This window comes from Brucella rhizosphaerae (assembly GCF_002252475.1).
Taxonomy (GTDB): domain Bacteria; phylum Pseudomonadota; class Alphaproteobacteria; order Rhizobiales; family Rhizobiaceae; genus Brucella; species Brucella rhizosphaerae.
The window spans coordinates 1-14,291 of record NZ_NNRK01000004.1; the positions used below are offsets into that span (position 1 = coordinate 1).

Below are 14,291 nucleotides of genomic sequence, written 5' to 3' on the forward strand. Positions count from 1 at the left end.
TATGGTGAAGGCTCCATCAACACCAGCCTCAACAACTTCGCTGACAGCTATGCCCTCAAAGCAACAATCGGCTTCAGAACGAAGTGGTGATCCCCGCGACACTTGAGAAAACGCCGGATCAACCTTGACGAAGTTGAGCCAAAGCAAACGCAGAAGCCGGACACAAGCACAACTCTCCCAAACTTATGGCCCTGGAAACGAGGCCATATCTGCGAACAGAAAGGATTCAGAATAGGGGGCAATGAATGGGACGTATGTTGACAAGACAGGAATTTTACAATCAGGTCTGGTCGGAACCGGTGACGTTATTAGCGGTGCGACTGCAAGTGCCTGTTTATCGGATTATGAACCTGTGCCGATGGCACGTCGTTCCGATGCCCACTGAACGCTATTGGAAAGCAATATCATCAGGAGACCCCGCAACCAAGACGCCATTGCGTGCTCTCGGAGAAGGTGGCGTCGATATCGTCGATCTTGACAGTCGCTATCAACCCAGGACCCTATATGTGTCGTGGGCGTTAACGCGATAAATGGACTGCTTGTGATCTTAAGTATTCCAAGTTGGCTATAGCGCGGATAGTACTTTTATCAAGATCGAGGTCCGTATTATACGCTTTGAGGAATAATTTCTTCTGCCTTTCTTTCGTACGGCGTAAAAGATTCACAAAACACTCACGCTGATCTTTTGAATATAGCTTCATTTCATACTCCTGAGGGTTCTCAGAGAAGCCGCGGTAATTACCCACCCCAAGTTAAGGTAACGGTGCCGGGGCAAGGCCTCGCCGAGGCCAAACTGGAGCCAACCACTCGCAGTTCAAGCAGCGATGTAGTTGACGGAAAGCCACTTATAAGTCATCCAAACAACGACATGAAGGTGTTTAATATCTCTGTTTGTCGCTTCTGGTTATTGAACTTTCCAACGCAAACCAAGGAGTGGTGAAAGTATCAAAAGCGTACCTGCAATGAGAAATGTTGTGTTCACCCCCGTGTGTGAGGATAATACCCCCCAGAAAAAGCTTCCAAGTGTTGTTCCCCCATACATAGCCATAAGATATGTGGAAATCGCGCGCGCCCGAATTTCTTTAGGAAACATGATTTGGGCTGTACCATTCAGGCCAGAAACAATGAATGCCCAGCCGACCCCAGTCAGCACCATAGATAGCCAAATGATGCCAATGACCCCGTTCCAGGCAGTGAATATGAGTGCCAAACCAAGCTTTAATGATGCTAGCCCAATGAGGTGATTGATGCCGAGTTTAGCTTTGGCGTTTGGAATAAGCACTCCGCCTAATACAGCGCCAGCTCCTATAGTCCCCATTAGCAAACCGACTTCGGAGGCTTTCATGTTGAGATTGAGAGCTGCGAATGCTGGCAGCAGGCTCCACATGCTACTTGCTCCGAAAAAACAGATGAATGTTCTCAACAGCAAACTACGAAAAGCGTTGTGTCGCATTATGGATGCGAAAACGAAGCTTGATGCAGCGTTAGACGTTTTAGCTTGTTCTTTGGTCGTAAAGCCCCCTTCAGCCCTCCATCGCCAAAAAACGAATATCATGCCAAAAAACGAGACCGCGTTGATCCAAAAAATGGCAGCGACAGTAGCAGCCTGTGCGATGAAACCCGCCGCAGCTGGGCCTACAGTACGTGCGAAGTTGAAGCTCATGCCGTTGAGCGCCGCAGCGCTATGAATTTGCTGAGGTTCAATAAGCGTAGAAACTGCGGCTTGCCATGCCGGCATTGTCAGGGCCGCCCCAGATCCAATCAAAAATGTGCCTAATAACAGGATGCCTGGGGTAACTTGCCCTGAACTGATTACGATGCCCAGCCCTAGAGCGCCTAACGCCATGATGCCGTGAGTGACTAATAGAAAGCTTGCCCGGTTCGTTCGATCCGCGAGGATGCCCGCTGGAACTACAAAAAGAAAAACCGGCAATGTCACTGCGGTCTGCACAAGGGCGACCATTTGCGTGGACTGGCTGAGCTGAGCCATAAGCCAAGCAGCCCCCATTCCCTGCATCCATGTTCCAAGATTTGAAACTGTGTTGGCCATCCACAAGGAACGGAACAGGCGGTTTCGGAGTGGTGCCCAAAGCGGTTCGGCTTTTTCACCCGTTAAAACATCAGTCTTCATGTGGACCATTCTGAATGGGTGTGGAACCAATTTTCGAGAATTGCTGCACGGGATTGAAGTTCGATTTCATTGCTCCCGTGAAATACGAAACTTGCTATTTCGGCGTTTGTCATTGCCGGGCCGCCGTATTGACGTCCGACAACCCCATAAGCCTTATAGGTATCAACCCAAGCGAAGTCGCAAGATTCCGGCAGTTTGGTGAGCTTCGCGTGTCGAGGCGGAATAATAATCCGTGCTGTTGGCGTGTAGGGCGATTTGTAGTCATGGCCCCATTTTTCGTCTTTGGAGACGGATGCCTTGACATAAGTCATTTTGATGTCGATCCCGGTGGCCAGTCTGACTTCTTCATTTATAACTCCGCCCCCCAACCGACTTGCAACTTCGCACAATACAAGCCTGTTATCAGGGGTATGGAAGAGTTGGAGGTGGAATATCGATGTTTTAGGAAGAGGTAGTGCGTGTTCCAGAAGATGCTTGGTGAAGCTCTCAATTCGACCGACCAATGGATTGTCTTCATTAAGCGCATGTGTTCCAATTGTCTCGCCGCGAATAAATGCCAGGCAATCCTTGAAGTAACGACCGATCTGCATCACGACCAAACGGCCGTTAATATAAAGTCCGTCGACACGGTACATATCCCCCGGGACAAATTCCTCAACTGTGAAAGCTTTTGATGTCGAAACACCTCGTGACAGAAATGCACGAACGTCATCATCGCTTTTCAGAACTTCTACTCCGGCAGATCCTCTTCCATCGTACGGCTTTACAACAACGGGAAGCTTATTGGCGCCTATGAAATCCAAGAGATCGGCTGGACAAGTAAGTTGCGCAAACCGGGGCACAGTAAGTCCACGTTCCCAAGCTCTGCGCTTCATGAGTGTTTTATCGCGGAAAAATTGCGCGTCGTCCAATGTTTGGCCAATAATTCCAATTGCTTTGCGAATACGAGTGGCGCGGCAAACGTCCGCCTCTGAAAATGACAAAATGGCGTTGATGCGGTGCGCCTTAGATATATCTACTGCCATTTTCTCGACTAAATCATTATTCTCGTAATCATCAAAAAGATGGACTTCGAGGAAGCTTTGCTTGGCTCTATCTTTGATAGCCTCGGAAGTAGGGTGATCGACGTTGCCCGATAGCAATATCGCGTCTCCTCCTGTCGCATCGCGCCATTCATTGGCAGAGCTCTGTAGAAAGACTTTTGGGGTGCAAAGTATTAACGCGGTCATGAAGAGACTCTTTTTCGAAATTGAGAGACCAATAATTAAGCGGCTGATACGTTAGCTAAGAGAGAACGCTCTCTAGCCCTATCATTTTTTAGGGTCATTAAAGTCGAAGACTTGCGCGATGTTTGCATCATGTCATCAACACACGTCTGAGCTTCAGTTAATGGGGAAGAAGCAGCACCTGGAGCCGACAGGACGAATGTATAGAATCTTGCCCCTTCGACGGGTGTGCCGAGCGCCCAAATTTGAGGAGAGGTTTTACTATTCTCTGGTATCACGCGATATGTTTCGGTTACTGCGATACCTCCGGGTGAATAGTCACCATTACGAAATGGTTTCGCTAATCCTGATTCAATCATCGAATGGACGATGCCTTGCGTTTTCGACAGGGTTGACGACAGCGGTATCCTTGCATTTACGAGATGATCCACCTCACGTTCGCCTGCAGTTCCGCGCAAAGTAAAACGTCCTTTGGCGTCTGATTGAACTGTTTGGATTGGGCCAAGTCCCACATCTATAACGCCTGCTTCTATCAAAGCGCAGAATTCCTCAAGCTTTTGCAGTGGTGGCCCAACGGCTATCCGGTTCATCAAAGGTACGAACTGTTCTAAAAAGAAACTATGGGATTTGGCTGTCAAACCGGCGAAATCCACTGCATAACGAAGGCTGGGACGCACATCCCTTAGGACATCACAAGCTGCTTTTATTGGACTGTTGATATTGCCAAGGCGTCCCTCGGCAATATCCTGCTTTAGTCTAGACAGGAGCCATCTGCGATATATGTTTTCATCATTAGCAATTGATGCTGGCACAGCCTCAATTAGCGATGAAAAAGAAAAATGTGATGATACGGGTATACGACTGATATAATCTTGCGGCACCGCAGACTGCTGTCCTGCCGAAAGATAGTGTTCGGCAAATTTCTCAGCATCGTCTGGTCCCTGTGTTTGTCGGATGAATGTTGTGTAGTAGACGAGTTCCATTTCCGCCTCAATTAACGGAAGTAGATCCAAATCGAAGTCTAGTTGACCCAATTTTTGCTCATCGGTTAAACATTTATTTTGTCTTATGCGATCAATATTGCCGATGGATATAAAATGAGGCTGGAAGTTCCAATGAGCCCCTTTTTGATTTCGCGCGCGAGCAAATAGTGGGATACCTGTGCGGGAAAAACAGAAAATCTTTAGTTCTCGCCCCGAAGGCTTGTAAACGATATCCTCCCCATTTCGATCAAATGTCCCACCCCGTCCAATGGTGGCCGCTGAGACGATATCGAGCGCCGTTAAACCCATCCCCTCGACACCTATGCGATATCCATCGGGAAGACTCTGGATTTTCTTCTCAACTGGGTAAGGCCAGTCGTCATCTGAAAATTGAGAAGCAGTAGCATCGCCTCGGTGTCTAGCAGAATGGCCAGTGCAAATAAAAACGTTATCAACGCTGATGAGTGAGCCAGCGTCAGTTTCTAGTCGAAGTTCTAATGTGCTTGATTGATTGAGACAAATAGCGCTGCTGCTGTGATGCACTACAGATATGTTGCTGGGAAGGTTGCGTACAATATATCTGTAAGACCAAGCAAGATATTGGCCCAGAATAGCACGGGGTAAATAATCGTTCTCCTGAACCAGTCTATGACCATCTTCTGGGTCTGCTACGCGGTAACCACGGTCCCGCGCCCAGTCAAAAAGGGAAGGGCAACCTATGGGGCGCAAATGAGAATGCTTCACAGGACCAAAAGTAGTTATTTGCGAGCATACAGTATTTGCCAGTATGTATTGAGGTTGATCGACGAAATGAACGCCGCAACCTGGTTCTAATGGTTCGAATATATAAATTTCAACTCTTTGATCAACATTAGAGAATGCATCTGATATTCTGTCGAGTAAGGCTAACCCGCGTGGTCCCATGCCGACTATTCCAATTTTCCAGGGCATCGCAACTCCAGATTATGGATTTTGAACGTTATTCAAATAAGCTGTTTACAGTCAATTGATATGTGGTCAATATTGATTGATTGATTCAATATTATTGGGCGGAAATGGTTTGATTGACGGTTTAGGATTTATGTCAGCGAAAGAAGCTGCAGCTGAACTTAATGTGAGCGTCGCAACCCTTTATGCTTACGTGAGTAGAGGAGTTGTTCATTCTGAAGCGAAGCCGGGAAGTCGTTCAAGACGTTATCGCGCAGCGGAAATTCGCGCTCTAGCAGATAAAAACAGAATTGCTAAGCATGTCGATGCGTCCAATATTCTGAATTTCGGAGCCCCACTGCTAGATTCCGAGATCACTTATACGGACGGCAAGACGCTCTTTTTCAGAGGGAGGGATAGCTCACTGTTGGCGACAACAAGTTCGGGTCTCGAATCTGTCGCAAGTCTTATATGGAACTGTGGTGCAGATGACTATTTCCTGGATGCGCCACCCGAAATCCCAGATGACTTTGCACCAATTCAGCTGCTCTCTCTCTCAGGTCGTCCGCTCGTAATATGTCAGTCCCTACTGCCATTGATCGGTGAGAAAGATCTCAGTGCCTATGATCGATCCCGGGAGGGTGCGGCCAGAACGGGAGTGCGGGTCCTTCGTCTGATGACAGCTTTGGTGACTGGCACACAACCAGCAGTCAAGGCCTCACATGAAACGTTGTCGGAAGCCTGGAATGTGGGCAAACACGCATCCCTCATAAGATCAGCTCTTATTTTGGCAGCTGATCATGAGCTGAATGCGTCGACGTTTACGGTTCGCGTTGCAGCGTCAGCGGGCGCTCCTCTATATCATGCAGCCGCTGCAGGCCTTGCAACATTGCAAGGAGCAAGGCACGGCGGCGAAATAGAGCGAACATTTCGCCTGCTACAAGAGATACAAGGAAGTGAAAACCCCGCGGAGGTTGTCACCGCGACAATGCGCAGAGGTGATACTATTCCCGGATTTGGTCATCCGTTATATTTGCAAGGCGATCCCAGAGCAAAAACCTTACTGACGTTAATGGAAAAAGAGTTCAACACCATAGAAAGTGAAAATATTCACCGCAATGTTGCGATAATTCAATCGATCGCCGGAAAACCACTCAATTTCGACGGGGCTCTGGCAATCCTCTCATTGCACCTTGGTTTATCAGCGCACAATGGTTTAAGTATTCTCGCGATAGGTCGAGTGGTTGGATGGATTGGCCATGCAATCGAGCAATATCTTGATAACCGCTTGATCAGACCCCGGGCGCGATATGTAGGACTTCAGTAGTTCGCCCTGCACATGTTGGTTTAATGATTTGCTTCCTGTCCTGTTGGTGTTCCAGATACATGTGGAGCCTCGCCAGATCGTCACCGAGACTAATTTTGCACATACTTCGAACTGAAACGGTCGAAAGGGCACCGTTACCTTAACCTGGGGGGCAACGTAACTCATTCTTTGGCGCAGTTTCTATGCAGTATTCAGGCAAGCGATTTCACGCCACATGTCAGTAGCGGCTTGTCGTAATTCACGGTGATCAGCAGCATTGAATTGGTTGCGGGGGAAATAATGCAGGTTGCAGATCGGATCATGTATCGACGTGAAGTTCTGCACATGTCGCGCTGATTTAAAGCGCTTCATAACCCGCTCGCGTCGTTGGATCGGCTGATGCGAATTTTCTGCCCGATTGTTCAAACCCTTATGTTGGCGATGATCGCAAACGCTAAGGCCTATCGCTCGTTTGGCAGCGCCATATGATCGTAGTTTATCAGTGACTATAACCCGCGGTGCGCAGCCCTGTGCAGAGAGGAGCTTGCGCATGAAACGCTTGGCAGCCTTGGTATTGCGGCGTTTCTGGACCAGAACATCTAACACAAAACCATCCTGATCAACGGCACGCCACAGAATGTGATGCTCACCTTTGATGGACATCACACATTCATCCAGATGCCATTTATCACCAAAGCGCGGTGTGCGGCGACGGACATTACTGGCATAGACCCGTCCGAATTTTTCAGCCCATTCGTAAACTGTCTTATGTGTGACGAAGATCCCGCGATAAGCCAACATATCTTCAACCATGCGAAGCTCAGTGGAAAGCGGAAATACAACCATACCGCTTCGGCGATAATCTCAGCGGGATAACGATGGCGGCGATAAAGCGAAGAATGAGGTTCAGTCATAACCCGTTATCGCCGCTGATGTTTACATTCAGGTTAAGGTAACGGTGCCCTGCTGACTGTTGAAGCATTGGTCTAACTGAAGTCGAGCGTGCTCTTTCTTCAAACCATAAAGATCTTCGAATTCCCGCACGTATCAATGAAACTTCAAAGTTGGTCGCCGCACAGAATGGCCATTGAACATTTTAACTGCCATCACGGAGCCTGTCTGCCAGTCGGCTCATAAGATCCATCCGCTCATGAAAAATCGCAATGATAAGCGATGGCTCGTTTTCCCGGGGTAGACAAAAAACATAATGGTATTCGCACTTTTTCATCCGCAAATTTGGATACAGATCGCCCATATCTCGAGACGCGCTTTTACCATCAGTGAGACTCACAATCCCCTGCTCCAGTTTGTCTATGTAGCGCCGGGTTTGCGTATCTCCCCACTCTTTACGCGTATACCGAATAATACTTCTAAAATCGGCTTCGGCTTTCGCGGTCAGAAGATAGTTTTTCAAGAGCGGCCTTCGATCAGTTCTTCATTTAGAATCTCACGAATAGTCTTATTCGATACTTTTCCCGAAAGTCCTTCTTCAACCCGGGTTTCCACTATGGCTTTTAATTCCTGCCAGGCTTTGTCTGCATCGTTGTCACCCGGAAACAGCCGCTCTAAGGCATATTGTTTAATGGTTTTTCCTTGCAAGGCAGCAAGGGCCTTCAGGCTCTGATGTTGCTTATCGGATATATCAATCGTTAGGCGGCTCATGGGCTATCTCCGTACAATTTTACAAACCCACATTAGCACACTTGTGGCGATGGCGCTATGCCGAGAATTTTCTGTCACCCCATCCTGCAACGTTACCTTAACCTGAATGTAAACATCAGCGGCGATAATGGGTTATGACAGAACCACCTTGACGAGACCTATGTGAAGGTCAAAGGCGTGTGGATGTATCTCTACCGTGCCATCGATAGCAATGGCGATACGGTTGAGTTCTGTTTCAGCAAAGATTGTGATTTAGCTGCAGCCAAACGCTTTCTTCGCAAGGCTTTGGCCCACCATGGCAGACCAGAACGGATCACCATCGATGGCAGTCAGACCAATAGAACAGCTATCTTGCAATGCGATGCAGAAAACCGTCTTACGCAGGTTGGCAAGCCCATTGCCATTCGCTCCAGCAAATATATGAACAACACGATTGAGCAGGATCACCGCCGCATCAAATGCCGGATACGCTCCATGCTTGGCTTCAAGTCCGAAGCCACTGCCAACATCGCATTAGCCGGCATCGAACTCATTCACATGATGCGCAGGCAGCAATGCATCTTCGCCTCAACGAAAGCTCTCTCCATCAAACAACAGTTCACAGCGCTCACAGCATAACTGCGTTCAGAGTTAAGGCGCGCTCCGGGCTGACCAAATTTTTGCAACACAACCTGCGAGCGTGCATGAGGACCACCTCATGGCCCTCGCCCAGCAAGGTATGGGGGCGGCCGCAAACCCAAGGCCGTCAGTGCTGCCGGTAATGAAGACGCGCGCCATCGGGATCTCCTATCTGGCAGGATATATGCTTAGTCTGCCTGCGCCTCTTCCACGGCATGACGCAGCCAGATCATTCCGCCTTCGAGGGTTTCGCAGCCGATCAGCCGAAGCGTCTTCCCTGCCCCCGGTCGTTCTCCATCCGCGCCACGATAGTCGACAATGCTCGGCCCACTGGCCACGCCGTAGACGGCGGGCCGAATTCATCAATTAGCCTGTGGCGAAGGAAGGCGTCGTTGGTGGTGCCGCCTCCTTCGAGGAGCAGTTTCTTCACGCCGAAGATGCTCGCAAGCTGGGCCATCGCGCCGGGGAGGTCATCACCGTCCGGGCCTGCGAAAATGTACAAGACGCCATCCTCGCGAAGCTCGGCAACATAGGCATCCGAGACGTTTTCGCCATGGATAGCAACCGCGTGATCGGAACCGATGCTATCATGACCGTAATACACCCGGCCCGACGAATCGATGGCGATGGCAAGATTCCGCCCATTGCGATCGGCTACATGTGGCTCGCGGGGGTGTCGCAAACTTTTCATGTCTGAACATATGTGCGATGAGCTGCGTCGATTGCAGATAGAAGCGAGGCATTGACCATGGTTGATTTCAAGGGAGTTCATTTTCCCAAAAGTGTCATCCTGTATGCCGTTTTCTTCTATGTTCGTTATTCAGTTTCGTATCGTGATCTTCAGGAAATCATGGCCGAACGAGGCGTAGAGATTGACCATGCAACACTGAACCGGTGGGTTGTTAAATACCCGCCGCAGATAGCAGCTCAGGCACTCAGACGTAAACGTCCAGCACTTAGCTCATGGCGTGTTGATGCGACCTATATAAAGGTCAAAGGGAAATGGACGTATCTGTATCGGGCTGTTGATAGAGACGGTCAAACCGTTGATTTGATGCTCTCTGAGCGCTGGAACCTCAGCGCTGCGCGGCGTTTCTTTAAAAAGTCTATCGCGAACAATAGCATTCCGAACAAGATTGTCATTGATAAAAGCGGCGCCAATTTAGCTGGTGCGCAGGCAATAAACAATATCCTTAAGATCACCGGTACAGGAAAGCTGATTGAGATCCTGCAGGTCAAATACCTGAACAACATCCTTGAACAGGATCATCGTTTCATCAAGCGGGTCACCAAACACATGTTGGGCTTCAAAGCGTTTCATTCAGCATCAGCGACAATTGCCGGTATTAAAGTGGCTCATATGATCCGCAAGAAGCAATTCGCAAATGAAAATCGCTCGCCATTCGTAGTGGTCGCGGAGCTCGCTGCATAATTGTGTTTACAGATAAGGCCGCTTTTACATTCATGAAATCTTTGCGACAGAGCCTGCTGTGATACCCGTCTCACCGGCGGATCATTACTCGGCGTCAGCAAGCTCAGGGCGACACGCACTTGCCTGTGCCTTCAACGCGATATCTTCCCACTCAATCCAGCGATAAGGGAGTTTCCCGCAGACCATGCTCCTGCAACAGTCTGAGCATATCCCGTATGCACTTTGCGGGGATTGTGTCGCTGATCAGAACAGATAACCCATAAATTACATAATGAGTATGCGATCTGCATTCAGTATAGTTTATATAAGTAATTTAATACATTGTAATTGATTAATACAATATATATTTCATTTAACAGAATTGTTAATCACTATATGTACAATAATGGCATATAGTGTCATGAATATCGCAATTTGCTGTCTGTTTGGTCGCAATCTCGATTCTTATTTATTTTCTTATTCCGGTCGCCTGATCCGCATTCTATTTTTAAAAGGGGCGTATAGTGCCTGATAATCAAGTCGTTCTGCTTCTTCCTATCGCACGCAACAGTCGCCGCACGCGTGTGCTGAGCCATTCAGTATCGCCGCTGGCGATCCTCAGGACAACAGGACGGGCAGCCGGAGTGGCAGTCACTTCGCTGATGATGCTGGGGCTTATGGCCCAGCTGTCCGGTTTTGCGATGGCGACTGATTATACGACAACGCAGACCACAAGCCTGCTGGATGGCGATACGATTGCGACCACAAGGGCAAACACTGCCGGTTATGGTGTGTGGAGCAAGGTCGGCACGACGTTGGAAATCCCTGGCAATAATACCATAACGACAACCGGAACAGGAGCGTATGGTGTCAACACGAGTGGCACAGGGTCAGGGGCTCTGTCACGTGGAGGTGGTGCTAATATTACCGGGGCTACCATAGCAACGAAAGGAGTAGATGCATTTGGGATAGCCGTTACCAACAGCGTTCTGGGCGTAAATCTGGTCGGCGTGACGGTTAGTTCAAGTGCGGCAACTGCAGTTGATGTCTATTCCAATGCTAGTGACAAAGATAACCCTTTGTATCAATTTGAGTCCAATATGACTGCTGATAATACTACCAAGATTCATTCAGATGGCGATGTGGCATTGAATATCTATGGTGTGTTTGCCGCGGCGAAAGCCAATTTAGATGGTACTCAAGTATCAGCTACCGGTTCCGGCAACTCAGCAATTAGGCTCATCGGTAATACTCAGCTTACAATCAGTGGCAGTGCTTATATTGAAACAATCGGCGATAATGCTCATGCTATCAATAATGAGAGTTACAATGCCAATACTATCATAAGTGACGGCGTTTCTATTTCCACAAAGGGCAATATTTCATACGGAATCCAAACTTATGCCGCTATGACCGTTGGAGCCGCGAATGTTTCTACCAACGGAGAAGGTTCGGGTGCGGTACAGGTCTTGGGTGCCGTCACTGCAACACTGACCGGAACGCAATTAGTTACAAGAGGAGGTAATGCTGCAGCAGCTTCTGCTGGTGGCCATAGTAGTCCCAACAGTAAGAATGCTTTAATCTCATTAAATGGCGCCTCGCTGACGACGACGGGTGACGGGTCGAATGCGGTGCAGATTTATGGGTCGACAAATACCATCACTATGGATGGAGCAACGACGCTTTCCACGTCCGGTGTCGGTTCTCATGCTATATCGGTGCAAGGTGCTGGTACTAAAACCTTTGACGGCGTTAATCCGGTAACAAATAGTTTGTCAGAGCATATTTCAGTTTCTGGTAGAGATGCAGCCGCCTTCAATGCGACGGGCACAGGAAGTGTTCTGAAGCTGGATGGCATATATCACGATGGAATGGTTACGCTTGGTGCGGATTCATGGACGGCCATAGCCGAAAATGGCGGTACGATTGATTTTGCTAATATCGCCAGCGGCATCAAGAGTATCTGGGCGAAGGGGTCTGACGCCAATACAATCGGTACAATTGTTATCAGTGGCCAGTCGGCTAGCCTGGGCGACATCAGAGCCCGCGTGGATGCCAATGGCCTGTTTGTCCTGAGCGGTCTGGATGCAGGCGCGAATTTCGCTATTGCTTCGCTCGAAGGTGATGGTGGCAATGTTGATCTGGGCACAACCAACCTCACCATCAGCGGTGATGCCAAAACCTCTTATGCCGGTACTTTTGAGGGTACAGGTGCCTTCATACGTGGTGATAAAAGCGGCAATGGGCTCGGCTCCACCACGCTGACGGGTGATAACAGCGCCTATACGCGTGCAGTCTCGGTGACAGGCGGTAGTCTTTATGTGGATGGTCAGATCGGTGGTGCGGCCACTGTAACCGGCGGGACGCTGGGTGGGTCTGGCACTATTGGTGGCGATGTGTCTGTGGCCGCAGGCGGCAATCTGGCCGGTCGTCAGGGGCAGGTTCTCACCATTCAGGGCAATCTGGCACTGGATGCCGGAAGCACCACGACCGTTGCCCTTGGTGCGCCGGAAGAGGCAACAGCCTCGGGGCTGTTCAATGTGGCGGGTGATGTAACCCTTGCCGGCAAGCTCAATGTCACCGATCTGGGTGGCTTTGGCCCCGGGCTCTATCGACTGATCGATTATGGTGGCACCCTGAGCGATAATGGCATGACGATCAATGACGTACCAGATGGCCTTGATGCCACGCAGATGTCGATCCAGACAAACGTCGCCAGTGAGGTCAATCTCATCAACCGGAGCGGTGCCGATCTCAACTTCTGGGATGGCAGCAATATGGCCAATCACGGCAATGGCGCCATTGATGGCGGCACCGGTACATGGAAGAAGGGCGAGACCAACTGGACCGATACAGACGGCACTTTGCACGGCAACTGGAGCGATGGCCAGTTCGCCATGTTCACCGGCACCGCAGGCACCGTAACGGTTGATAATAGCGGCGGCGATATCGTGGTCGATGGCATGCAGTTTGCTGTTGATGGCTATCGCGTGGAAGGGGATGCTGTCACGCTTCAGGATGGTGAGGCGATCATCCGTGTTGGCGTGGGCAACGGCAGCGGAAAGGGCATGTCTGCAACCATTGCCTCGGAGCTGAAGGGCACAGGCTCGCTCAACAAGCAAGATTACGGCACATTAATCCTGACGGCTGACAACTCCTATGCAGGCGGCACGACCATCAGTGAAGGCACATTGCAATTGGGCGATGGCGGCACAGCTGGCAGTGTGCAGGGCGATATCCTCAACAATGCCACGCTCGCTGTGAACCGCTCGGATGCCTATAAACTATCCGGCAAGATCAGCGGATCGGGTGCACTTGCTCAGAACGGAACCGGCACGCTGATCCTGACGGGTGATAATTCCTATACAGGCGGCACCACGATCAGTGCCGGTACCTTGCAGCTTGGTGATGGTGGCACCTCGGGCAGCATCAGTGGCACTATAAGCAATGACGGTATTCTGGCCGTCAATCGTTCGGATAAGCTCGTGCTTGATGGGTCTGTTGGCGGCACAGGTGCCTTGCAGCAGAATGGGACAGGCACAACTGTCCTGGCCGCTGACAATTCCTATTCCGGCGGCACGACGATTAATGCAGGCACATTGCAGCTCGGCAATGGCGGCACCACGGGCAGCATTGCCGGTGATGTGGCCAATAATGGCACGCTTTCCTTTAATCGCTCCGATCAGCTGATCTTCTCCAAGGCCATCAGCGGCACAGGATCGGTCACACAGGATGGTGCAGGCACAACACTGATGACCGGTGCCAACACCTATAGCGGTGCAACACGGGTGAATGCAGGCACGCTGCAACAAAAGATGAGCGGATCATTCAGTGCGGCTTCCGACTACACTGTTGCAGCCAATGCGACACTGGATAATGGCGGGTATAAAACCACGCTCGCTTCGCTCAACAACAGCGGCACAGTGAACTTCGGCACCAATCCGGGTGCTGTCGTCAATGTGGCCGGCAACTATACGGGCAATGGCGGGATGCTTGTGCTGAACACGGTGCTTGGAGACGACAGTTC

The 14,291-nt window shown here is 50.0% G+C and carries 9 protein-coding genes and 3 pseudogenes; 4 read left to right on the top strand and 8 right to left on the bottom strand.

The annotated features are described in order from the left end of the window. Positions 1-904: 904 nt before the first annotated feature. From CEV32_RS00215 to CEV32_RS00225, 3 genes are read right to left on the bottom strand one after another with little or no spacing between them, the layout of a single operon-like run. Positions 905-2,131, bottom strand: a complete 1,227-nt coding sequence (locus CEV32_RS00215; RefSeq protein WP_094573441.1) for an MFS transporter — start codon at positions 2,129-2,131, stop codon at positions 905-907. Then, complete coding sequence (locus CEV32_RS00220) at positions 2,128-3,360, bottom strand: ATP-grasp domain-containing protein (RefSeq protein WP_094573442.1); 1,233 nt, start codon at positions 3,358-3,360, stop codon at positions 2,128-2,130. Before CEV32_RS00220 ends, CEV32_RS00215 begins: the two co-directional genes overlap by 4 nt. 35 nt (positions 3,361-3,395) lie before the next feature. After that, entirely contained in the window at positions 3,396-5,291 is a 1,896-nt protein-coding gene (locus tag CEV32_RS00225; RefSeq protein WP_094573443.1) for an FAD/NAD(P)-binding protein, read from the bottom strand. Between the two features lie 76 nt (positions 5,292-5,367). Here CEV32_RS00225 and CEV32_RS00230 point away from each other — a divergent pair, with 76 nt between their 5' ends. Continuing rightward, the gene (locus tag CEV32_RS00230; protein WP_143128766.1) at positions 5,368-6,594 is read left to right on the top strand and encodes a citrate synthase family protein; all 1,227 of its coding nucleotides are present in this window, start codon (positions 5,368-5,370) and stop codon (positions 6,592-6,594) included. Between the two features lie 180 nt (positions 6,595-6,774). On the opposite strand, the pseudogene CEV32_RS00235 reads toward CEV32_RS00230, so the two are convergent. The 3 genes and pseudogenes from CEV32_RS00235 to CEV32_RS00245 form a co-directional block, all read right to left on the bottom strand. Beyond that, positions 6,775-7,487 (bottom strand): annotated as a pseudogene (locus tag CEV32_RS00235) (IS6 family transposase). Positions 7,488-7,669: 182 nt separating this feature from the next. Further along, a complete protein-coding gene (locus CEV32_RS00240; protein WP_094573445.1) occupies positions 7,670-7,987 on the bottom strand; it encodes a type II toxin-antitoxin system RelE/ParE family toxin in 318 nt (105 codons plus the stop codon). Beyond that, the gene (locus CEV32_RS00245) at positions 7,984-8,235 is read right to left on the bottom strand and encodes an antitoxin (protein ID WP_094573446.1); all 252 of its coding nucleotides are present in this window, start codon (positions 8,233-8,235) and stop codon (positions 7,984-7,986) included. Before CEV32_RS00245 ends, CEV32_RS00240 begins: the two co-directional genes overlap by 4 nt. A gap of 144 nt (positions 8,236-8,379) precedes the next feature. Here CEV32_RS00245 and CEV32_RS00250 point away from each other — a divergent pair. After that, positions 8,380-8,853 (top strand): annotated as a pseudogene (locus tag CEV32_RS00250) (IS6 family transposase); the annotation flags it as partial. A 188-nt stretch (positions 8,854-9,041) separates the two neighbouring features. Here the strand turns inward: CEV32_RS00250 and CEV32_RS23850 are convergent. Both CEV32_RS23850 and CEV32_RS23855 read right to left on the bottom strand, forming a co-directional pair. Then, positions 9,042-9,191, bottom strand: a complete 150-nt coding sequence (locus tag CEV32_RS23850) for a hypothetical protein (RefSeq protein WP_235818671.1) — start codon at positions 9,189-9,191, stop codon at positions 9,042-9,044. A gap of 77 nt (positions 9,192-9,268) precedes the next feature. Continuing rightward, positions 9,269-9,625, bottom strand: a pseudogene (locus CEV32_RS23855) (hypothetical protein); the annotation flags it as partial. Here CEV32_RS23855 and CEV32_RS00260 point away from each other — a divergent pair. Together CEV32_RS00260 and CEV32_RS00265 are read left to right on the top strand one after the other, a co-directional pair. Further along, on the top strand, positions 9,602-10,285 hold the full coding sequence (locus tag CEV32_RS00260; RefSeq protein WP_094573448.1) for an IS6 family transposase: 684 nt from the start codon (positions 9,602-9,604) through the stop codon (positions 10,283-10,285). The pseudogene CEV32_RS23855 and the gene CEV32_RS00260 sit on opposite strands and share 24 nt — an antisense overlap. A 503-nt stretch (positions 10,286-10,788) precedes the next feature. Beyond that, on the top strand, positions 10,789-14,291 hold a 3,503-nt coding region (locus CEV32_RS00265; protein WP_208620766.1), incomplete at its 3' end, for an autotransporter-associated beta strand repeat-containing protein.

What these genes read in the sequence shown, in the direction of transcription:
- CEV32_RS00215 (WP_094573441.1), bottom strand. Translation starts at nt 2,131, where the DNA reads ATGAAGACTGATGTTTTAACGGGTGAAAAAGCCGAACCGCTTTGGGCA.
- CEV32_RS00220 (WP_094573442.1), bottom strand. Translation starts at nt 3,360, where the DNA reads ATGACCGCGTTAATACTTTGCACCCCAAAAGTCTTTCTACAGAGCTCT.
- CEV32_RS00225 (WP_094573443.1), bottom strand. Translation starts at nt 5,291, where the DNA reads ATGCCCTGGAAAATTGGAATAGTCGGCATGGGACCACGCGGGTTAGCC.
- CEV32_RS00245 (WP_094573446.1), bottom strand. Translation starts at nt 8,235, where the DNA reads ATGAGCCGCCTAACGATTGATATATCCGATAAGCAACATCAGAGCCTG.
- CEV32_RS00260 (WP_094573448.1), top strand. Translation starts at nt 9,602, where the DNA reads ATGGTTGATTTCAAGGGAGTTCATTTTCCCAAAAGTGTCATCCTGTAT.